Here is a 23,356-nt window from a genome sequence, read left to right as displayed (position 1 = left end):
TTTTTAAAAGTTTTTACAAATGAATCAAGATTATATCACTCCAGATGCGTGGTCTATTATAGAAGAAGGATTTGATGTCAACCGCGTTGAATCCTCAGAAAGTTTGTTCAGTATTGGCAATGGATCAATGGGACAGCGTGCCAATTTTGAAGAAACCTACTCTGGATCTAGTTTTCAAGGAAGTTACATCGGTGGTATTTTTTATCCTGACAAAACACGAGTCGGTTGGTGGAAAAACGGCTATCCAGAGTATTTTGCCAAAGTTCTGAACGCTCCTAACTGGATTGGAATCAATTTGGTAATCAACAATGAAATTTTTGACTTGTTTAGTGCCAAAAAAGTTGAAAATTTTCGTCGTGAACTCAATATGAAAGAAGGTTGGTTAGGAAGAAGTTTTAAAGCAACCCTCCAAAATGATATTCAAATTGAAGTTGAAATCAAACGTTTTTTAAGTTTGGAGCACGAAGAATTAGGCGCAATAAAATTCGATGTTACACCACTAAATTCAGATGCTGAAATCACATTTCAACCTTATATAGATAGTGGTATTACAAATCAAGATACCAATTGGGACGACCAATTCTGGAAAACTACAAATATTGAAACTAAAGGTCATCAAGCTTTCATAGAATCTCACACCTTAAAAACACTTTATCATATTTGCACTTATATGGAATCTGAGTTATTTTTAAATAACTCTCCATTAGATTTGAGCGCAAAAACGTCTCAAAAAGAACTTGAAGCATCCGCATCGTATTCAAAATCTGTTCAGCAGGGACAAACTTTTACTATTCATAAATTTGGTGGTTACACCACATCACTAAATCACGATAAAAAAAAATTGGTTGATGCGGCTAAAAATATATTGAAAACAGCCAAGGATTCTGGTTTTGAAAAACTTCTTACAGAGCAAAAAGATGCTTGGTCGAGTATTTGGAAAATGAGTGATATAGAAATTGCAGGCGACGTGAAAGCTCAACAAGGCATTCGTTTCAATATTTTTCAACTGAATCAAACTTACACCGGAACAGATCACCGACTTAACATCGGACCTAAAGGTTTCACAGGAGAAAAATACGGAGGAAGCACCTATTGGGATACAGAAGCTTATTGTATTCCTTTTTATATGGCAACCAAAGACCAGGAAGTCGCTAGAAATCTTTTGAAATATCGCTACAATCACTTGGAAAAAGCGATTGAAAATGCAGAAAAATTAGGCTTTAAAAATGGTGCTGCCTTGTATCCAATGGTTACTATGAATGGCGAAGAATCTCACAACGAATGGGAAATTACTTTTGAAGAAATTCATAGAAATGGAGCCATTGCTTTTGCTATTTTTAATTATCACCGATATACAGGAGATTATTCTTACATCCCGGAAATGGGATTGGAAGTTTTGATTGCAATTGCCAGATTCTGGTATCAAAGGGCTAATTATTCAGAACAAAAAAATAAATATGTCATCTTAGGAGTTACTGGACCTAACGAATACGAAAACAATGTCAACAACAATTGGTATACAAACTATATTGCAAAATGGTGTATAGAATATGCAGTTGAAAACCTTAAAAAAGTTGAAAAAGACTACAAAGATGATTATGCTCGAATTATTCAAAAAACAAAACTGAATAATACTGAGATTGATACAATGCTAAACGTAGCTGATAATCTCTATCTTCCATATTCCGAAAAACATGGCGTTTATCTTCAGCAAGATGGATTTCTAGATAAAGAAATGGTGAAAGTTGACGATTTGGATCAAAACCAAAGACCTATTAATCAAAATTGGTCTTGGGATCGAATTTTACGTTCACCTTACATTAAACAAGCAGATACTTTGCAAGGCTTTTATTTTTTTGAACATCATTTCAAAAAGGAAGACATAGAAAAGCACTTCGATTTTTACGAACCCTTTACAGTTCATGAATCTTCACTTTCACCTTGTGTCCACAGTATTCAAGCAGCACTTTTGGATAGAATGGAGCAAGCATATGCATTTTATTTAAGAACTTCTCGACTTGATTTAGACGACTATAATAAAGAAGTGAAAGAAGGTTGCCATATCACTAGTATGGCGGGAACTTGGATGAGTATTGTAGAAGGTTTCGGAGGAATGAGGGTGAAAAATAACCAATTGCATTTTGCTCCAAAAATTCCAAAAGAATGGACTTCTTACTCATTTAAAGTCAATTTTAGGAATCGTATTATAAAGGCTGAAATAAACCATGATGCAACAAGTTTTAGTTTAGAGAGAGGTGATTCTTTGGGAATTGTAGTTGATGGTACGCTTATTAATATTCAATAATGAAATAAATCAAATAGCATGAAATATATAATTTTAGTTTTTGCATTACTAATGATTTCAGTAACAACTTACGCTCAAAAATTGAGCTCGTCCAACTCTGAACTTGAGCTTAGTTTTAAATTAAAAAGCGATGGGACACCAACCTATAGTTTAAACTATAAAGGGAAAGAAGTGATCTCTGAAAGTAAATTAGGTTTGGAATTGGTCAATGACGATAAGTCTTTATTAGACGGATTTCAAATTAAAGAAATAACCTCTAGCTGGGCTGATGAAACTTGGAAACCAGTTTGGGGAGAACAATCTGAAATTAGAAATCACTACAAAGAAATGGCTGTAACATTAGAACAACCCGAAGAAAACAGACATATTATTTTACGATTTCGACTATTCGATGATGGCCTTGGATTCAGATATGAGTTTCCGCAACAGAAGAACTTAGTTTATTTTGTAATCAAAGAAGAACATACCGAATTTGCAATGACAGGCGATCATACTGCTTTTTGGATTCCAGGTGATTATGATTCTCAAGAGTATGATTATACAACGTCAAAACTCTCAGAAATCAATGAATTGTTTGATAAGGCGTTGTCCCACAATGCTTCGCAAGAACAATTTTCAAAAACAGGAGTTCAAACATCATTAATGATGAAAACCAATGGAGGAATTTACATCAATTTGCATGAAGCGGCTTTGAAAGAATATTCATTGATGAATTTAAATTTAGATGAAGATTCATTAACATTCAAATCTTGGTTAACTCCAGATGCAATCGGAAATAAAGGCTATTTGCAAGCACCAGCCGTTTCGCCTTGGAGAACGATTATGGTAAGTGATGATGCCACAGATATTTTGGCCTCTAATATGAATTTGAATTTAAATGAACCCAATAAACTCGAAGATACATCATGGATAAAACCCATTAAATACATGGGTGTTTGGTGGGAAATGATTACAGGAAAAAGTAGCTGGAATTATACCGATGAACTACCATCTGTTAAGCTTGGAGAAACTGATTTTTCTAAAGCTAAACCAAATCAAAAACATGCAGCGAATACAGAACACGTAAAAGATTATATCGATTTTGCTTCCAAACATGGTTTTGATGCTTTGCTTGTCGAAGGATGGAATGAAGGCTGGGAAGACTGGTTTGGACATTCTAAAGATTATGTATTTGATTTTGTTACGCCTTATCCAGATTTTGATGTAGAAGAAATTCAAAAGTACGCAGCTTCAAAAAATATAGAAATGATGATGCATCATGAAACTTCTGGAGCGATTAGAAATTATGAGCGTCATTTGGATACTGCATATCAGTTTATGAACAAATATGGGTACACTTCTGTAAAAAGTGGTTATGTAGGTGATATTATTCCAAGAGGTGAGCATCATTATGGTCAGTGGGCGATCAATCATTATTTATATGCTGTTAAAAAAGCAGCCGACTATAAAATTATGGTCAATGCTCATGAAGCGGTTAGACCTACTGGACTAAGAAGAACTTATCCAAATATGATAGGAAACGAGTCAGCAAGAGGTACAGAGTTTCAGGCTTTTGGAGGTTCAAAGCCAAATCATGTGACTATTCTTCCGTTTACTAGATTGATTGGCGGTCCAATGGATTATACACCTGGAATTTTTGAAATGGACATCAGTAAGTTAAATCCAGATAATAATTCTCATGTAAATGCAACTATTGCGAATCAATTGGCTTTATATGTCACCATGTACAGTCCGTTACAAATGGCCGCAGATTTACCAGAGAATTATGAACATTTTATGGATGCTTTTCAATTCATCAAAGATGTTGCTATAGATTGGGATGAAAGTCATTATTTAGAAGCGGAACCTGGAGAATACATCACCGTGGCTAGAAAAGCAAAAGGAAAACCAGACTGGTTTGTAGGTAACGTCAATGGAAATTCTCCTAGATCGACTAAGTTAAAATTAGACTTTCTTGAAAAGGGTAAAAATTACGAAGCAACTATTTATGCAGATGCTAAAGATGCTCACTACAAAACCAATCCACAAGCTTATAAAATTTCTACCAAAAAAGTAACAAGTAAATCCACTTTGAAATTGAAATCTGCAGCCGGAGGCGGTTTTGCAATAAATATTATTCAGAAATAAAACTTCAATTATGAAATATAATCACACAGGTTTTTTGATTAAATTATCTTTTACTTGCTTTTTACTTTTAAATCTATTTTCATTTCAAATGAAAGCTCAAGACTTGAGGGTAGAACCGTCAAATTGGTGGGTGGGAATGGAAATGAATAACATTCAGCTATTGGTTCATGCTGAAGATATTTCAACTTTTCAGCCAGAATTGAAATACGAGGGTGTTGAAATTGTAAAAGTTCATAAGGCAGACAGCCCAAATTATTTATTTCTGGATTTAATCATTTCAGAAAAAGCTAAGCCAGGGACTTTCAAAATTAAATTCAAGAAAAAGAAGTTAAAAAAAGTAAGTTTTGATTTTGAACTGAAATCAAGACAAAAACCTGCCGAAGATTATATCGGATTCAATCATACTGACGCTATCTACTTGATTACTCCAGACCGTTTTGCCAATGGAAATCCGAAAAACGATGTTGTCCCAACTTTAAAAGAAACCAAAGTAAATCGTGATAACGGTTACGCAAGGCATGGAGGCGATATTCAAGGAATTATAGATCACTTAGACTACATTTCAGGAATGGGTTTTACCAGCATTTGGTCAAGTCCATTATTAATAAATGATATGAATTCATCGTCTTATCACGGTTATGCAATTACCGATTTTTACAAAGTTGACCCAAGATTTGGTGATTTGGAATTATACAAAGGATTATCTCAAAAAGCTTCAGAAAAAGGTATTGGATTAATCATGGACATGATTGCCAATCACTGTGGAAGTGGACATTGGTGGATGGAGGATTTGCCTTTCGATAATTGGTTGAATTTTCAAGAAAAACACGAATCTGGAAAAGATATCCCAACCACTAATCACCGTCGCACAACAAATCAAGATCCTTATGCTTCGGATATTGATACTAAACTCAACAATCAGGGTTGGTTTGTGAAATCTATGCCAGATTTGAACCAAAAAAATCCATATTTAGCAAAATATATCATTCAGAATAGCATTTGGTGGGTTGAAACACTTCAACTACACGGAATTCGTCAGGACACTTATCCTTATCCAGATAAAGCTTTTATGTCTGATTGGGCAGGAGCGATAATGAAAGAATATCCGAATTTTAATATCGTAGGTGAAGAATGGACTACCAATCAGCTTTTAGTTGGCTACTGGCAAGATGGTGCGAATAATAAAGATGGATATGAGTCGAATTTACGCTCAACGATGGACTTTCCGATGCAAGCTAAAATAGTAGAAGCGCTGAATGATGATGATCAAGTTTGGGGTGGCGGACTAGTTAAAGTTTACGAACTATTGGCTAACGATTTTTACTATCCTGAACCAAAAGATATTATGATTTTTGCTGATAATCACGATATGGATCGGATTTTTACTCAACTTGATGAGGATATTGATAAAACAAAAATGGCTCTTGGATTGATTATAAGCTTACCGAGAACTCCTCAAATTTATTATGGCACCGAAATTTTAATGGATAATTCAGAAAAACCTGGAGATCATGGACTCATCAGGACAGATTTCCCTGGTGGTTGGAGTGGTGATCAAATCAATGCCTTTACTGGTGAAAATCTACCAAGTGAAAAAGATGATTTTCAGAATTTCATAAAAGATATATTGAATTTCAGAAAAAACTCTGAAGCTATTTTGGATGGAAAAATGATTCATTTTGCTCCTTTTGATGGAGTTTATGCTATTTTTAGAATTCATGATAATCAAACAGTAGTCTCGTTTCTGAATACGAATAAAGAATCAACTCGAATCAATTTATCCAAATTTGAAGAGTTAAATTTAGAAGGAAAACATTTCAAAAGCATAATTGGAAAGTCAGATTTTATTTTCAAAAAAGAGCTTCAACTGGACTCAGGTTTTAACATGTTTAGCTCTGAAGAATGAAAATTTTTTCAGGAACTTCTAAAATAAAGATTTATAAATCGAATGCAAAATCATATAAAATCAATAAAAATGAAACATTTAAAGATATTTAGCCTTGTCCTTTACCTATCCATGGTTATTATAGGCTGTAACCAAAAAGCCGAGAAAAAAGAGGCTACAATTAAAGAAACTGAAGAAGAGACTGATTTTAAACCTATTTCTAATGAAACTTTGGAATCGTCAGTAATTTATGAAGCCAATATTCGTCAATATTCGCCAGAAGGCACATTTTCAGAATTCACAAAAGATATTCCTCAGCTGAAGGAACTCGGGGTAAAGGTGATTTGGTTAATGCCAGTTTATCCAATTTCAATGAAAAACAGAAAAGCTACTGGAGACTTGTCGGTTGAAGATATAGAAGACCCAGAGGAAAGGAAAAAATATCTGGGCAGCTATTATGCTATTTCAGATTACACAGCTATCAACCCGGAATTTGGAACTGAAAAAGATTTTGATGAATTAATCGAAACTGCTCATCGCAATGGGATGTATGTTATTTTGGATTGGGTCGCCAATCATACTGGTTGGGATCATAAATGGATTGAAGAACATCCTGAGTATTATCATAAAGATAAAGATGGAAATGTCACTGACCCAATCAATCCAGACACTGGCGAATCATGGGGTTGGACAGATGTCGCACACCTCAATTATGAAAACAAAGACCTTTGGAAAGCTATGAACCAAGAAATGATATTTTGGGTGGAAAAACATAATATTGACGGTTTCCGTTGTGATGTCGCTGGCAATGTGCCAACCGAATATTGGAACCAAATAGTTCCAAAACTTAAGGAAGAAAAACCAGTTTTTATGCTGGCAGAAAGTGAAGATAAAGATCTGTTTTACGAAGCTTTTGATATGGGTTACAATTGGGAAGGTCATCATATTATGAATGAAATTGCCCAAGGTAAAATGTCTGTGAAAGATTGGGATAACTACATGAAGAAAATTGACACGACCTATCAAGACGATGATTATTTGATGAATTTCGTTACCAATCATGATGAAAATTCTTGGAATGGAACAGTGAAAGAACGAATGGGAGAAGCTTCTGAAACCATGTTGGCATTTACTTATACATTACCAGGCATGCCTTTAATCTATAGCGGTCAAGAATACGGAATGAATAAACGACTGAAGTTTTTCGAAAAAGATAGCATCCCTAAAACCAAAAACGAAGTTTGGACAATTCTTGAAAAATTAGGCACACTAAAAAATGAGAATCCAGCCTTAAACGGAGCTAAGAAAGCAGCATCTTATCAAAGACTAGAGACAAATAATGACGAAAACATAATTGCTTTTGAAAGACAAAAAGATGGAGAGAAAATTTACTATATCGCTAATTTTTCAGATAAAAAACAATTATTTAAATTACCTTTAAGCGGAAAATTTACTAATTTCATGAATAACAAGGAAATTGAACTAAAAGATGAACCCCATGAATTTCAAGCTTGGGAATACAAAATATTAGTCAAAAACGAATAATTTCCTGAAATTGCTAAAATTTTCATAATAGTTATTAACCGAAATCGTTTTAGCTGATAATTTGATTAGGTAAAACGATTTATTTCAAATATTTTTGAATTAATGAATACGAAAATTAACAAAATAGCAGTTTTAACTTCAGGAGGAGATTCGCCTGGAATGAACGCAGCAATAAGAGCTGTAGTTCGAAATGCCGCTTTTTCAAATCTAGAATGCGATGGTATTTATAGGGGCTTTCAAGGTTTGATCGAAAATGAATTCGTCGAATTAGGGCCAAGATCCGTAAAAAATATCATCAATAGAGGCGGAACCTTCCTAAAATCAGCGCGTTCCAAAGACTTTATGACTAAAGAAGGTCGTCAAAAAGCCTATGACAATTTGAAATCTAGAAATATTGACGCATTGATAGTTATTGGTGGTGATGGTACTTTTACAGGGGCTTCGGTTTTCAATAAAGAATTTGACATACCAATTATTGGTGTGCCTGGTACAATCGATAATGACATCAACGGTACAGATTTTACAATTGGTTACGATACAGCTTTGAACACAGTAGTGGAGGCTATTGATAAAATTCGTGATACAGCAAGCTCTCATGATCGATTATTTTTAGTGGAAGTTATGGGTCGTGACGCTGGTGACATAGCTTTGAATAGCGGTATTGGTGCTGGTGCAGAAGAAATATTGATTCCAGAAGAAAACATGGGAGTAGATCGTTTGTTGGAATCGCTTCAAAAAAGTAGAAAATCTGGAAAAACTTCAAGTATTATTGTTGTTGCGGAAGGCGATCAAATTGGTAAAAATATTACATCATTAGCAGATTTTATTCAAACAAGTTTGCCTGAATACGAAGTTAAAGTAACAGTTTTAGGACACACTCAACGTGGCGGTTCTCCAAGTTGTTTTGATAGAGTTTTAGCAAGTCGACTAGGTGTTGGTGCAGTTGATGCACTCTTGGAAGGCAAGTCTAATGTTATGGTTGGTATCAGTCATAAAAAGGTTGTTTATGTACCATTCGATATTGCTATTAATGGACAAAAGAAATTGGACACAGATTTGATTAGAGTCGCTGATATAGTGTCAACATAAATTAATTATTAATTTAAAATTTTTAAAAATGACTAAGATTGGAATTAACGGTTTCGGCCGAATTGGAAGAATTGCTTTTCGAATAGCAATGGATAATAAAGATGTAGAAATTGTAGGAATTAATGACTTATTAGATGTAGATCACTTAGCTTACATGTTGAAATATGATTCAGTTCATGGTAAATTTAAAAAATCAGTAGAAGTTAAAGATGGGCATCTTGTAGTAGATGGAAAAACCATAAGAATTACTGCTGAAAAAGATCCTAAACAATTGAAATGGGACGAAGTTGGTGCTGAAGTAATTATGGATTGTACCGGTATTTTTAAAGAAAAGGACAATGCTTCTGCTCATCTTGAAGCAGGAGCTAAAAAAGTTGTTATTTCTGCTCCATCTAAAACTGCTCCAATGTATGTTATGGGTGTCAACGAAAAAGATTATACTTCAGATCAAACTGTGGTATCCAATGCATCTTGTACAACCAACTGCTTAGCACCACTTGCCAAAGTTATAAATGATGAATTTGGAATTGTTGAAGGTTTAATGACAACAATTCATGCAGCAACTTCAACACAATTCACCGTAGATTCTCCATCTAGAAAAAACTTCAGATTAGGAAGAAGTGCGCTTAATAATATTATCCCAACCAGTACTGGTGCAGCAGTTGCCGTAGGGAAAGTCATCAAAGAAGTTGATGGGAAATTAACAGGAATGGCCTTTAGAGTACCAACAGCCGATGTATCTGTTGTAGATTTAACAGTCAGAACAGAAAAATCTGTATCCTACGAAGACGTTAAAAAAGCAATGAAAGCTGCTGCAGACGGTCCATTGAAAGGTGTTTTAAATTATTGCGAGGACGAAGTAGTTTCTCAAGATTTTGTATCTGAAACTGCAACTTGTAATTTTGATGCAAACGCAGGAATTGCTTTAAACGATAATTTCTTTAAGCTTGTCGCTTGGTACGACAACGAATATGGATATTCTGCAAAATTAGTAGACTTGGCCTTGCATGTTGCAAAAGCCTAACATAAAATATACATCAAAAGCTTGAATGGGAAACTGTTCAAGCTTTTTTTAATAAACAACACATATGATACTAATTGCAGATGGTGGATCAACAAAATGTGACTGGATTTTACTGGATGATGAAGGTGAGGTAAAGGTAAAAACCAGAACTAAAGGCTTGAATCCAGCAGTTTTTAAACCTGAAAATTTAAAAGCTCGATTAGAAGAAAATGAGGATTTAAAAAAAATTGTTTCACTGGTCACCAGGGTTGATTTTTACGGCGCAGGTTGTGGAACTCCCACTCCAGTTCAAAATCTGAAACTGATTTTGAAAGACTACTTTAAAGATGCAGAAGTAAATGTAGACGAAGATATGGTTGCTGCAGCTTTAGCCGCAACTACAGAACCTGGTATTGTGTGTATTTTGGGTACTGGCTCCAATTCTTGCTACTTCGATGGTAAAAATGTTCATATGGAAGTAGAATCCTTAGGTTACGTTCTTATGGATGAAGCTAGTGGAAATTATTTTGGAAAACGCCTGATTAGAGATTATTACTATAATTTCATGGGTGAAGACATGAGCAGAGAGTTTGCTAAACGTTATGATCTCAACGCAGATACTATCAAAAGAAACGTTTACAAAGAAGATAATCCCAATACGTATTTAGCATCTTTTGCAGAATTCATTTTTACAGCTCAAGAACGAAACGGTTACTTTTATAAACTTATTTATGAAGGGATTGAAAAATTTATTGAGCGAAGAGTTATGTGTTTCAAACAAGCTCAAGGAGTACCAATTCACTTTATTGGCTCGATTGCTTTCTTTTCTGAGGATATTATAAGAGACGTAGCCAAACGTTATCATTTAGATATTGGTAATATCATTCGTAGACCAATCGATGGTTTAATAGAACATTATAGGAAAAACGTTTTAAAATTAAACTAAAATGGCTTTAAAATCCAATTCACCAATCAAATCTGAAGGTTGGAAAACACTGGAAGAACTTTCTAAATTAAATTTCAATATTCAATCTTTATTTGAAGAAAATCCAAATAGATTTGAAGATTTTTCCATCAGATTCGATGATTTTTTGATTGATTTTTCTAAAAATCTTATTGATGAAAATGTATTAAATCAACTCTTAGAACTTGCAACTCACGCTGATTTGAAAAATGCAATTCAACAATATTTTTCAGGTGAAGCTATTAACGAAACTGAAAACAGATCAGTTTTACATACCGCTTTAAGAAGCACCAAAGACAATTCAGCAAAAGTAGATGGTCAAAATGTCCATTCAGATATTCAAAAAGTTTTAGATAAGATCAAGAATTTTTCAGATCAAATTAACTCTGGAAACCGAACATCTTTCACAGGTCAGAATTTTACTGATGTTGTTAACATTGGTATTGGTGGTTCAGACCTTGGTCCACAGATGGTAGTCGATGCTTTGAAATATTATCAAAAAGACATTACACCACATTTTATTTCTAATGTTGATGGCGACCATGTCATGGAAACCATCAAAGATTTGAATCCAGAAACCACATTATTTGTCATTGTTTCAAAGTCTTTTACTACACAAGAAACTTTAAGCAATGCCAACACGGTTAGAAATTGGTTTCTGAAATGTGCTAAAAAAGAAGATGTCAAACACAATTTTGTTGCGGTATCTACAAATATTGAAGCTGTTGAAGAATTTGGGATAGATAAAAATAATATTTTCCCAATGTACGACTGGGTTGGTGGACGGTTTTCATTATGGAGCGCAGCAGGACTTTCCATAGCAGTGAGTCTTGGTTCTAAACAGTTTCAAGAACTTTTGGTTGGTGCTGAATCTATGGATTTACATTTCAAAAATTCAGATTTCAGATCAAATATTCCAGTTATTTTAGCACTTATAAGCATTTGGTATAACAACTTTTTAAATGCAGAAAGTGAAGCAGTTATTCCATATACACAATATCTACAGAAGCTAGCGCCTTATTTACAACAAGCCTCTATGGAAAGTAATGGCAAAAGTGTTGATCGGTCTGGTGCAAAAGTAAACTACCAAACCGGGAATATTGTTTGGGGAGAACCAGGGACAAATTCTCAACACGCCTTTTTTCAATTGATTCATCAAGGCACAAAATTAATTCCAGCAGATTTTATTGGTTTTAAATCTTCACTGAACGGTAATCAAAAGCATCACGATATTTTGATGGCAAATTATTTTGCGCAAACGGAAGCTTTAATGAAAGGCAAAACAAAAGATGAGGTTCATGCAGAATTAAAGGATTCTAATTTGAATTCAGAACAAATTCAAAAGTTAGTTCCTTTTAAAGTTTTTGAAGGCAATAAACCTACAAATTCTATATTAATAGATAAGTTAACTCCAAATTCATTAGGTAAACTTATAGCAATGTATGAGCATAAAATTTTTGTTCAAGGCGTGATTTGGAATATTTTCAGTTACGATCAATGGGGTGTAGAACTTGGTAAGCAATTGGCAAAAAACACTCTAAAGGATATCACTTCAACTAAAATTGAAAATGAGCACGACTCTTCAACAACAAATTTAATAAAGGCTTACAAGTCTTAGACTTAAAATTATTATTCGATCAAAACCGAAATTCATTAGAGTTTCGGTTTTTTTTATTTAAAATCAAACAGAAAATATAAGCTTAATTATGTTTTGGCTACATATATTGGAAATTATTTAATATTTTAGACTTCACTAACCACAATCTACCTATTATGCTTATAAAAGTTTTTGGTAGCTCCGTTTTTGGAGTTGAAGCAGCAACAATTACCGTCGAAATAAACATGGAAAAAGGCATCGGTTACCATTTGGTAGGTTTGCCAGACAATGCCATAAGAGAAAGTAGTTTTAGAATTCAAGCCGCTTTGAAAAATAATGGATACAAATTTCCTGGAAAAAAAATCATCATCAATATGGCACCCGCAGATATGCGAAAGGAAGGTTCAGCATACGATTTGACTTTAGCATTGGGAATTTTAGCAGCTTCATCTCAAATTAAAGATGTTGGTATAGGTGATTATATTATTATGGGAGAATTATCTTTGGATGGAAGTCTTCAGCCGATCAAAGGTGCTTTGCCAATTGCGATTAAAGCTAGAGAAGAAGGTTTCAAAGGTTTTATTTTGCCTAAACAAAATGCAAAAGAAGCTGCAATCGTAGATAATTTAGCAGTTTATGGTGTTGAAAATATTACAGAAGTGATTGATTTTTTCGACAAAGATGTGGCACTAGAACCGACGAAAATCAACACTAGAGAAATTTTTTATAACAATTTGGCTAATCCTGAATTCGATTTTGCAGATGTAAAAGGTCAAGAATCTATCAAACGTTGCATGGAAATTGCAGCAGCCGGAGGTCATAATATTATTATGGTTGGTCCGCCGGGTTCAGGAAAAACCATGCTCGCCAAACGTTTGCCTAGTATTTTACCACCAATGTCGCTCCACGAAGCTCTGGAAACCACTAAAATTCATTCCGTCGTTGGAAGGGTCAAAGAAAATGTTGGTTTAATGGCGGAACGTCCATTTAGAAGTCCGCATCATACAATCTCTGATGTTGCATTGGTCGGCGGCGGAGCTTATCCTCAACCTGGTGAGATTTCATTATCTCACAATGGCATATTGTTTTTAGACGAGTTACCAGAATTTAAGCGGACAGTTTTAGAGGTGATGCGCCAACCTTTGGAAGATAGAGAAGTAACAATTTCTCGTGCGAAATTTACGGTTACTTATCCATCTAGTTTTATGCTCGTAGCAAGTATGAATCCGAGTCCGGGCGGATATTTTAACGATCCTGATGCGCCAGTAACTTCTTCACCAGCAGAAATGCAGCGTTATTTGAGTAAAATTAGCGGACCGCTTTTGGACCGGATTGACATTCATATAGAAGTGACTCCAGTGCCATTTGATAAATTGAGTGAAGAACGAAAGGGAGAAAGCAGTGTTGAAATAAGAAAGCGTGTGACTACTGCGAGAGAAGTTCAGACTGAGCGTTTCAAAGATTCTGAAACAATTCATTATAACGCACAAATGGGAGTAAAGCAGATTAAGAAATACTGTAAACTAGATGAATCTTCCAAAAATCTTTTAAAAACCGCTATGGAACGATTGAATTTGTCGGCTCGTGCTTACGATCGAATTTTGAAAGTCTCCAGAACCATTGCTGATATTGAAAAGTCTGAAAATATTCAAGGCGTTCATATTAGTGAAGCTATTCAATATCGAAGTTTAGACCGCGATGGTTGGTTGGGTTAAGCGTAAAGTACAAAACTAAAAAAAGCCTACATTTTAAATGCAGGCTTTTATATTTAAAAAAGATTCTTCAATTTAGAATCTGTAACCAAGACCAACTCCTAAAGAACCAAGTGTAGATTCATCTTCAAATACTTTGTAGAAAGCGGATATCTCAACGCTTCCAAACATATAACCAAATTTTGGTTGGTAATAAAATCCACCTTCAGTATCATCGCTAACGCCAACCGCATAACCGAGGTCTGCTACTGCAAAGAAGTTTTGATTAAAACTATATCTAGCAGAAGCCGCAATTGGAATAAATGAAAAATCGTCAAGTTCTCCAACACCTTCAATTTCATCACCGAAAAATACAGTGTATCCTGAACTTAAACCTAGGTCTAAACCTTCGATAATATCATTTGCAAAATAAAAGGAAGCATCAAAGCCAACATTTGACGTTGTTAGATCAGTCGCATCTCCTGCAGCAGGAATACCAAAATGTGCACCTACTGTGATTTTTTCATCTTGAGCCATACTAAATTGAAAGGCAAATAACATTACTGCTGCTGTTAAAATAACTCTTTTCATAATTGTATAATTTTTAAGATTAGTTTACTAATGTAGCAAAATTTTTAAAATTTAAAAAATTTACTCATAATTAATTTAATATGTTAATTTTAACACCTTAAATATCATATAGTTAAGGTTTGTGCTAATTAATGAAGATTTGAGGCTTTTTACTAAACGCTTATGATTTACTATATTTATCCAAAAAGTTTTGAATTCTGTAGATTTAAATTGTGATTTAGCTGAAGGTGGTAATTTTGATGCGCAAATTTTTCCGCTTGTATCATCTTGTAATATTGCTTGTGGTGGACATTTTGGAAATTATGATACAGTATTGAAAGCTGTCCGTTTAGCTAAAACGAACAGTACTAAAATAGGTGCGCATCCATCGTATCCTGATTTTGAAAATTTCGGTAGAAAATCTTTAAAAATATCTTTTTCAGAGCTTAAAAATCATTTACACCAACAAATTAACTTGGTTGAAAAGGCTTGCAATGAAGTAGGAGCGGAGCTGCATCATGTGAAACCACATGGTGCACTATATAATGACTTAAAATCGAATAGTGATATTTCTAAAATTGTTTTTGAAGTTGTTAAAGAACGCAACAAAAAGTTAGTCGTTTTTGTGCCGCCAAATTCAGAAATATCCATTTTTAAAGATAAAAATATTCAATTTTGGAAAGAAGGTTTTGCAGATCGAAATTATAATCCCGACTTAAGTTTGGTGTCGAGAACACAAAATTTTGCCGTTATAACTGATAAGGAAATCATTGCTAAGCGAGTTCAAAAAATGATTCAGTTGAATGAAATTAAAACCATAAATAATAAAAGAATTTCTCAAAAATTTGATACTATTTGTTTGCACAGTGACACACCAAATTCAATTGAAATTCTGAAATATTTAATCAAATTTTTAAATGATAATCACATTAAAATACGTTAATTCAAATGCTGAATACTGCAACTTTTATTCAATATAATGAACACTCAATTTTGATTCAATTTGATACCGAAATCAATCAAAAATTGCTCAATAATTTATTGTCTTTTAAAAATGTATTATTAGAAAAGGAACCTAAACAAATACTTCAAATAATTAACACATACAATTCATTGTTAATTATTTATAGATTTACTATAAATAAATTTTATGACAAAAAAAATGAAATTTTAAAACTGTTAGAAGCGGCAAAACTAAAAGATGAAATATCTAATTCTGTCCTTGAAATACCTGTCTGTTATGACGAAGAATTCGGTATTGATCTTCAAGAAATTTCTAGTTTAAAATCTTTAGAAACTTCTGAAATTATCAAATTGCATTCTGAACCAAAATATTTAGTTTATTTCATTGGTTTTTTACCTGGATTCCCGTATTTAGGCGGATTAAATTCAAAGCTATTTTCTAGACGAAAATCACAGCCAAGATCCAATATTAATGCAGGTGCTGTTGGTATCGGTGGGGAGCAAACTGGCATCTATCCGATATCGTCTCCTGGCGGTTGGCAAATTATTGGACAAACTCCAATTCCTTTATTTGATTTTTCGAAAAGTGAATCGAAGACTTTGTTGAATTCTGGTCAGTTTTTGAAATTTATGCCTATTTCAAAATCAGAATTTCAACACATTGAAAATAACTTACAGGATTACGAATTAAAGTCAATAAAATTATGAGTTTAAAAATATTGAAACCTGGGTTTTTCTCATCACTGCAAGACTTTGGACGTACAGAAGCCATGTCTTTTGGTGTCCCAATTTCGGGTGTGATGGATCGTAATCTAGTTGGTTTGGCTAATTCGGTGTTAGGAAATCCAGAAAATTCAGCAGTAATTGAATTTTTTCAGCAAGGTTTAGAAGTTGAATTCAATCTCCCGACTCTGGTGACTGTTTCTGCAATTGATGCCGATGTTTTTTTGAATGATAGTCCAATACAAACTTTCGTACCTATTGATGTGAAGCCTAATGATATTTTGAAAATAAAACATTTGAACTCTAGTGTTTGGGCTTATCTTGCTGTGAAAAATGGTTTCAAATCAAAATCTGTTTTTGGAAGCCAAAGTTTTTATAATCCGCTAACAAAGGCTAACTTCAGCAAAGGTGATGTTTTAGATTATGAAGAATTTGAAGATGAATTTCAGAAAAATCCTGAAGTTAAGCATGAATTGGATTATAATTCTCAAATACTTGAAGCTTTTCCAGGTGCGGAATTCCATAAGTTGAGCAAAACCTTAAAATATCAACTAAAAAATGCTGAATTTTCATTATCTAAGAATACAAATAGAATGGCATATCAAATTCAGGAAAGATTGGATAATGAGTTGGATGAGATTATTACTGGTCCTGTTTTGCCTGGCACAATTCAATTTACACCTCAGGGCAAACTTATTGTTTTGATGCGGGATGCGCAAGTTACTGGTGGTTATCCCAGAATACTTCAGCTGACTGAAAATTCAATAAATCTATTGAGTCAAAAAAGTGTGAAAAGCAAAATGAAATTTCAAATCATCGAAAAAAATTCATGAATTTTTTGAATAATTTGACTTGGTTATAAGGTGGATATTTTACAGGAATATCAAGCCAGTTTTTCCGATGGACAATAGACTTTTGTCGTGTAAAGGTTTCAAAAGAATGTTTGCCATGATAATTGCCAAGTCCACTTGAACCAACGCCACCAAAGGGTAGTTTGTCATTCACAAAATGCACAATACAATCGTTAATCACTCCGCCACCAAAATCAAATTCGTGATTTACTTTTTCAATATTTGACTTATTTGTACTGAAAACATACAAAGAAAGTGGTTTGTCAAAACGTTTTATGATTTCTGACATCTCCTCAAAATTTTCATATGTGTAAATTGGTAAGATTGGTCCAAAAATTTCTTCCTCCATTATTTTGGAATCAAAATCTGGTGCATCGACTAAAGTAGGGGAGATGTGGAGCAATTCAGCATTGGATTCACCACCAAAAATCAATTTTTCATTTTTCAGAAATTCCACCAATCTATCAAAATGTTTTTGGCTGATAATGCCAGCATAATCGGGATTATTTTCAAAATTTGATTGATAAAAAGTTTTAAGCGTGTCGATTAATTTTTTTACAAACTCAGTTTTTAAACTACTGTGAATCAACAAATAATCTGGTGCAATACATGTTTGTCCAGCGTTGAGGAACTTTCCCCAGCAAATGCGTTTTGCAGCTACTTCTAAATTTGCAGTTTCATCTACTATACATGGATTTTTTCCGCCAAGTTCCAAAGTGTGAGGTGTCATGTTTTCGGCGATAGCTTGAGAAACAATTCTACCAACTGGCACACTTCCTGTAAAAAAAACATAATCCCATTTCTGATTCAACAAGTTTTTTGAAGTTTCTACCGCACCTTGACAAACCAAAGCATGTTTGTGATCAAACACATTTTCAATTATTTTTTCTAAAATATCGGCTGTATTTGGCGCATATTCGGACGGTTTCAATACAACGGTGTTTCCACAAGCTATTGCGCCAATAAGTGGTGTAATTGATAATTGGAACGGGTAATTCCATGGCGCAATAACTAATACTTTGCCCCAAGCCACACGGTAAATTTTATCCTTAGAAGGAAAATTTAGCCAAGCTGAAGAAACGCTTTTTGGTTTTTGCCAAGATTTTAAACATCTGATAAAAAGATTCAATTCTTTGTAAATCACAAACAATTCGTTGCTCAAAACTTCAAATTCTGGTTTTCTGAAATCTTTGTAAATGGCTTCAATTATGGCTTTTTCCTGAGTTTTCATTTCACTTTTTAAAGCTTTCAACTTTTCAATTCTGAAATCTAAATCATCAAGTTGCTTGGATTTAAAAAATTCATCTTGTGCTTTTAGTTTTTGAGAGATTTCTTCAGTTGTCATAAAGCGTATTTTGTTTAAAAATATGCTTTTCAATGAAATAAAATAAGTGCTTTAAGAGTTATTTATTAATCAAAAGATTGCTTTATTTGTAAAAGTGAATTTAACTAGGAAACCCATGAAAGTTATTTCAAAATTATGCTTGCTTAGTCTTGTTTTTTTGAGTTGTCAATTTCTAATTGGTCAAAACGATACCATCAAATCCGATCGGATGATTATTGTGAAACAATATTCACCAACGGTGAATGACGCCTTCAAAATTAAACAAAATCCTAGCCTTAAAGACACAATTTCACAACAACGAAAAAGTTTGGAATACGAATTTGTCGATGTCCCAGTGGCATCTACATTTACTCCTGCAAAAGGCCAAGCTTCTGGGGTCAAACGTACCCAAAGGCCTAGATATTTCAACAATTATGCAAAAGTTGGCTTTGGAAATTACACCACTATTTTAGCTGAATTTTTTGGCCAGTTGAATATTGATCGCGGTAAGAATTTAGATATTTCATTGTCGCATTTGTCTTCCCAAGGCGGTATTGAAGATGTAGTTTTGGACGATCATTTTTCAGATTCTGAATTAGGTCTGAATTTCACTTCAGAACAGCGTAATTTTATATGGAATTCTGGAATTGAAATTTCACACAGACAATATAATTATTATGGTTTACCTAATGTTGATGATTTTTCTGATACACAGATTTCAGAAATTGATCCACAACAAACATATTTAGGTTTGAAATTATTAGGTGGTATCAATTTCTACAATGGAATTTTGGATAAAGTTGATTTGTCATTTCAGAATTTTAGTGATGATTTTAGCAGTGCTGAACAGCGTTTGGATATTCAACCTCAGTTTGAATTGCCACTGGCACAACAACTTTTGAAAGCAAATTTGAAATTAGATTTTCTAAATGGAAAATTTGAAAACAGATTTGATGATACTGAAAATAGCATTAATTACCAATATCTTCAGATGAGTTTGAATCCTTTTATGAGTTTTAAAATTGAGGATTTGAATCTAAAAATTGGAACAGAATTGGTTTATAATTCAGATCTTGAAAACAGCGAATCAGATTTTTTCATTTATCCGGATTTGAGAGCAGATTTGAAACTTAACGATGGCGCACAAAATGTTTTTGTTGGCGTAGACGGTGGTTTAGAGCAGAATACTTATGCTAATTTTTCTGAAATCAATCCTTTTGTTTCACCAACTTTATTTGTTGCGCCTAGCAATAATATGTTTGATGCGTTTGCAGGTTTCAATACAAAATTGCTTGACAATTTGTTCTTTTCCACGCAAATAAATTACGCTAGTACAGAAAATTATGCCTTGTTCAAAAATAATCCTAGAGTTTTTACTGCACAAGAGATTGAAGCTTACGAAAACGGTAATTCTTTTGGTGTTGTTTACGATGACATCGATGTAATTAGTTTTTCTGGAGAAATAAATTATGAAATTGAGGATTTGGATTTAGGACTTTTTGCGAAATATTCAAATTACAGCACAGATTTTGAGGCAGAAGCTTGGAATTTGCCAAATATAGAATTGAAAGCTTTTGGTCATTATAATTTTACTGAAAAATGGCGTTTTGGCGGGAGTTTATTTTTTGTTGGAGAAAGAAATGCTTTCTTATCTCCTGAAGACGTAAAGACGCTAAAAAGTTTTGTAGATTTAAATTTGAGCGCCGAATATGCCATCAACAAACGACTGTCTGCATTTGTTAACGGGAATAATTTGTTGGGTAATTCTTATGAGCGCTGGCAAAACTTTGATGTTCAAGGGATTCAGGTTTTGGGTGGTTTGATTTATCAATTTGACTGGTAAAAAAAATCTTTAACTTTCTTAACAAAAAAGAAACATTAGAACATTCAAAATAAGTAGTTTTGTCAAACTCTATTATGCTTTAAATAAATAAAATGGCCAAAAAGTTTAAGCGTTACGACCGAAGTCGACCATATTTAAATATTCTCGATTTCTTATCTGAAGAAAAGACATTTTTAGGAATCGTGGTTGTTGGAATTATAATTGCTGCAACCTCTACGACAAATGCCAATCTAGCCATGTGGATAGGTTTCTTTTTTGCAGCCTACGCAGCAGTTGCCAACGATAGTATTCAATCTTTGGGAACTTTTATAGAAAGTAATAAAACCAAAAAATGGTGGGTTTTATGGTTGTTTATTGGCGGAATTTTCTTAGCCACAGTATCTTTTAGTTGGTTTTATTTCGATGGAGATGTTACTTATCAACGCCTCACTAATCCAGACGGTTCCACAGATTATCCTCATCCTGAAAAGTTTACATTTTTTCAGGTTATTGCTCCTTTAGTACTTTTGATTTTAACTAGATTGAGAATGCCAGTCTCGACCACTTTCTTACTTCTTAGTGTGTTTAGTGCTGATACTTCAGGTATTACTTCTGTAGTTCTTAAAAGTTGGTCTGGTTATATCTTAGCTTTTGTAATTTCATTTTTAGTTTGGTATTTATCTTATAAAACCATTCGGAAATACTTCAAAAGTAGAAAGCATAGTCAATATTGGGTGATGGTTCAATGGGTTGTAAGTGGCTGTTTATGGGCGACTTGGGTTATGCAAGATGGTGCTAATATCGCTGTCTTTCTTCCTCGAGAACAAACACCTTTTCAGTTTAGTATTTTTGCATTGACAATATTTTTTGGTCTTGGTTTGTTATTCTATTTGCGTGGAGACAAAATTCAAGGTGTGGTGAGCGAAAAAACCAGAGTTTCTGACATTCGAGCAGCAACTTTAATTGACTTGTCTTACGTGATTTTGCTGATTTATAAGCTTTTCATTTCTACTGTGCCAATGAGTACAACTTGGGTTTTCTTAGGAATTATAGGTGGACGAGAAATCGCTATTAGCTTATCTAGAAAGAAAAAAGGCAACAAACATAAGAAGAAAGCTTTAGGTATGATTGGCCGAGATTTCGCTTATGCAATGATTGGACTTTTAGTATCTATCGCATTGGCTGCAGCAGGAAATCCTGCAATTAGAAAAGAAATTTACAATTCGGTATCTAATATTTTTTAAATGAATAGTATAATCATGCGTTCGTTAATTTTATCCTTTTTCACCTTAACATTGGTTTCATGTTCCCAATCCAAAGTTAAAGTCGATACTCTATTTTTAAATGCTAAAATTTATACTGTAGATTCTGATTTCAGTACAGCTGAAGCTATAGCCATTAAGGACGATAAAATTCTTGCTGTTGGTTCAGTAGAAGAATTAGAATCTAATTATGAAGCTTCTGAAACTATCGATGCTGAAGGAAAAGTGATGCTGCCTGGACTTATTGATGCACATGCGCATCTGTACAATCTTGGACTAAAATTAACCAGAGTTGATTTAGACGGGACACAAAGCTTCAATGATGTTATTTCTAAAGTAACTGAATTTTATAAGAATAATCCAAATATAGATTACATAATTGGTCGAGGTTGGGATCAGAATGATTGGGCGACCAAAGAATATCCTACCAAAGACACTTTAGATGTTTTATTTCCAGAAACGCCTGTTGCATTGACCAGAATTGATGGACACGCTATGTTAGTTAACCAAGCAGCTCTAGATCTTGCAAAAATCGATGAAAATACAGAAATTTTTGGCGGTGAAATTCTGAAAAATGAAGGTGAACTTACTGGAGTTTTGATAGATAATCCGATGTCTAAAATCAGAAATTCTTTTCCTGAAACTGATAGAAAATCACAAACTGAAGCACTTCAGTCAGCTGAAAAAGTGGCGTTATCTTACGGACTTACTAGTTTAGTAGATGCTGGATTGAAAGCTGAAGTCATCCACCTTATCAATGATTTGCAGCAATCTGATGAAATGAAAATCAGAATTTATGCGATGCTGTCTAATAATGAATCTGAAATCAATCAATTTTTAGATTCAGGTATTTTGAAAACAGATAAACTCAATGTTAGATCTGTAAAAGTTTATGCAGATGGCGCTTTAGGTTCTCGGGGCGCAGCATTGAAATCACCTTATTCAGACAAAGACAATCATTTTGGAAGCATGGTTATTGGTCTGGATGAATTCAAAACGCTTGCAACTAAACTTAGCAAATCTGAATTTCAGATGAACACACATGCTATAGGAGATTCTGCAAATTACGTGGTTTTAAAAACCTACGATAGTTTGTTGAAGAATAAATCTAACAAACGTTGGCGCGTGGAGCATGCACAAGTTATGGATGCAGCAGATTACAGTTTTTTCGATGGTGAAAATATAATTCCATCCGTACAGCCAACCCATGCAACAAGCGACATGTATTGGGCCGAAGATCGTTTGGGCAAAGATAGAATAAAACATGCGTATGCTTACAAAAATCTATTGGAAGCGGCTGGAAAAATTGCTTTAGGCACTGATTTCCCGATTGAAAAAGTTAATCCGTTTTTAACTTTTTATGCTGCTGTTGCAAGGCAAGATTTAGAAGAATTTCCTGAAAATGGTTTCAATACTGAAAATGCACTTTCAAGAGAAGAAACTTTACGAGGAATGACCATTTGGGCAGCTTATGCCAATTTTGAAGACAATGAAAAAGGAAGTTTAGAACCTGGTAAATTTGCAGATTTTATTTTTATCGATCAAGATATTATGAATGTAGATATTCATAAAGTCCCTGAAACTAAAGTTTTGCAAACTTTTATTGGTGGAAAAGAAGTTTATTCTGCGGAATAA

17 protein-coding genes are annotated in these 23,356 nt (G+C 33.8%); 15 read left to right on the top strand and 2 right to left on the bottom strand.

Translation table 11 applies throughout. From position 1 onward, the window contains the following. Positions 1–19: 19 nt before the first annotated feature. From EIG86_RS08410 to EIG86_RS08370, 9 genes are all read left to right on the top strand, one after another. A complete protein-coding gene (locus EIG86_RS08410) occupies positions 20–2,305 on the top strand; it encodes a glycoside hydrolase family 65 protein (RefSeq protein ID WP_127845731.1) in 2,286 nt (761 codons plus the stop codon). A gap of 18 nt (positions 2,306–2,323) precedes the next feature. Further along, positions 2,324–4,432 carry a glycoside hydrolase family 97 protein gene (locus EIG86_RS08405; protein WP_127845730.1) on the top strand — a complete coding sequence of 703 codons (2,109 nt, stop codon included), beginning with the start codon at positions 2,324–2,326 and terminating at the stop codon, positions 4,430–4,432. A gap of 10 nt (positions 4,433–4,442) precedes the next feature. Then, positions 4,443–6,338 (top strand): glycoside hydrolase family 13 protein, encoded by a 1,896-nt coding sequence (locus tag EIG86_RS08400; RefSeq protein WP_127845729.1) that lies wholly within the window; start codon positions 4,443–4,445, stop codon positions 6,336–6,338. A gap of 69 nt (positions 6,339–6,407) precedes the next feature. Next, positions 6,408–7,862, top strand: a complete 1,455-nt coding sequence (locus EIG86_RS08395) for an alpha-amylase family glycosyl hydrolase (RefSeq protein WP_127845728.1) — start codon at positions 6,408–6,410, stop codon at positions 7,860–7,862. A 102-nt stretch (positions 7,863–7,964) separates the two neighbouring features. Beyond that, entirely contained in the window at positions 7,965–8,951 is a 987-nt protein-coding gene (pfkA, locus tag EIG86_RS08390; RefSeq protein ID WP_127845727.1) for a 6-phosphofructokinase, read from the top strand. Between the two features lie 28 nt (positions 8,952–8,979). Next, the gene (gene gap / locus EIG86_RS08385; protein WP_127845726.1) at positions 8,980–9,975 is read left to right on the top strand and encodes a type I glyceraldehyde-3-phosphate dehydrogenase; all 996 of its coding nucleotides are present in this window, start codon (positions 8,980–8,982) and stop codon (positions 9,973–9,975) included. A gap of 64 nt (positions 9,976–10,039) precedes the next feature. Next, on the top strand, positions 10,040–10,900 hold the full coding sequence (locus tag EIG86_RS08380; protein ID WP_127845725.1) for an N-acetylglucosamine kinase: 861 nt from the start codon (positions 10,040–10,042) through the stop codon (positions 10,898–10,900). A gap of 1 nt (position 10,901) precedes the next feature. Then, positions 10,902–12,536, top strand: coding sequence for a glucose-6-phosphate isomerase (pgi, locus tag EIG86_RS08375; protein WP_127845724.1), 1,635 nt, complete (start codon positions 10,902–10,904; stop codon positions 12,534–12,536). 155 nt (positions 12,537–12,691) lie between these two features. Next, positions 12,692–14,230, top strand: coding sequence for a YifB family Mg chelatase-like AAA ATPase (locus EIG86_RS08370; RefSeq protein WP_127845723.1), 1,539 nt, complete (start codon positions 12,692–12,694; stop codon positions 14,228–14,230). Positions 14,231–14,302: 72 nt separating this feature from the next. Here the strand turns inward: EIG86_RS08370 and EIG86_RS08365 are convergent, their stop codons facing one another. Next, positions 14,303–14,797 carry a hypothetical protein gene (locus EIG86_RS08365; RefSeq protein ID WP_127845722.1) on the bottom strand — a complete coding sequence of 165 codons (495 nt, stop codon included), beginning with the start codon at positions 14,795–14,797 and terminating at the stop codon, positions 14,303–14,305. Between the two features lie 190 nt (positions 14,798–14,987). On the opposite strand from EIG86_RS08365, the gene pxpA reads away from it, so the two are divergent. From pxpA to EIG86_RS08350, 3 genes are read left to right on the top strand one after another with little or no spacing between them, the layout of a single operon-like run. Then, the gene (gene pxpA, locus EIG86_RS08360) at positions 14,988–15,719 is read left to right on the top strand and encodes a 5-oxoprolinase subunit PxpA (RefSeq protein ID WP_127845721.1); all 732 of its coding nucleotides are present in this window, start codon (positions 14,988–14,990) and stop codon (positions 15,717–15,719) included. Between the two features lie 5 nt (positions 15,720–15,724). After that, positions 15,725–16,447 (top strand): 5-oxoprolinase subunit PxpB, encoded by a 723-nt coding sequence (gene pxpB / locus EIG86_RS08355; RefSeq protein WP_127845720.1) that lies wholly within the window; start codon positions 15,725–15,727, stop codon positions 16,445–16,447. Next, positions 16,444–17,295, top strand: a complete 852-nt coding sequence (locus EIG86_RS08350) for a 5-oxoprolinase subunit C family protein (RefSeq protein WP_127845719.1) — start codon at positions 16,444–16,446, stop codon at positions 17,293–17,295. Before pxpB ends, EIG86_RS08350 begins: the two co-directional genes overlap by 4 nt. Here the strand turns inward: EIG86_RS08350 and EIG86_RS08345 are convergent. Then, positions 17,276–18,658, bottom strand: a complete 1,383-nt coding sequence (locus EIG86_RS08345; protein ID WP_127845718.1) for an aldehyde dehydrogenase — start codon at positions 18,656–18,658, stop codon at positions 17,276–17,278. The genes EIG86_RS08350 and EIG86_RS08345 overlap by 20 nt on opposite strands. Before the next feature lie 115 nt (positions 18,659–18,773). On the opposite strand from EIG86_RS08345, the gene EIG86_RS08340 reads away from it, so the two are divergent. The 3 genes from EIG86_RS08340 to EIG86_RS08330 all read left to right on the top strand — a co-directional run bounded on the left by EIG86_RS08340 (position 18,774) and on the right by EIG86_RS08330 (position 23,356). Further along, positions 18,774–20,480 carry a TonB-dependent receptor gene (locus tag EIG86_RS08340; RefSeq protein WP_127845717.1) on the top strand — a complete coding sequence of 569 codons (1,707 nt, stop codon included), beginning with the start codon at positions 18,774–18,776 and terminating at the stop codon, positions 20,478–20,480. 92 nt (positions 20,481–20,572) lie between these two features. Then, entirely contained in the window at positions 20,573–21,703 is a 1,131-nt protein-coding gene (locus tag EIG86_RS08335) for a hypothetical protein (RefSeq protein WP_127845716.1), read from the top strand. Beyond that, positions 21,704–23,356 carry an amidohydrolase gene (locus EIG86_RS08330; RefSeq protein WP_394342214.1) on the top strand — a complete coding sequence of 551 codons (1,653 nt, stop codon included), beginning with the start codon at positions 21,704–21,706 and terminating at the stop codon, positions 23,354–23,356.

Source organism: Psychroflexus aestuariivivens (assembly GCF_004010055.1).
Taxonomy (GTDB): domain Bacteria; phylum Bacteroidota; class Bacteroidia; order Flavobacteriales; family Flavobacteriaceae; genus Psychroflexus; species Psychroflexus aestuariivivens.
This window is presented reverse-complemented; position numbering and strand designations above follow the sequence as displayed.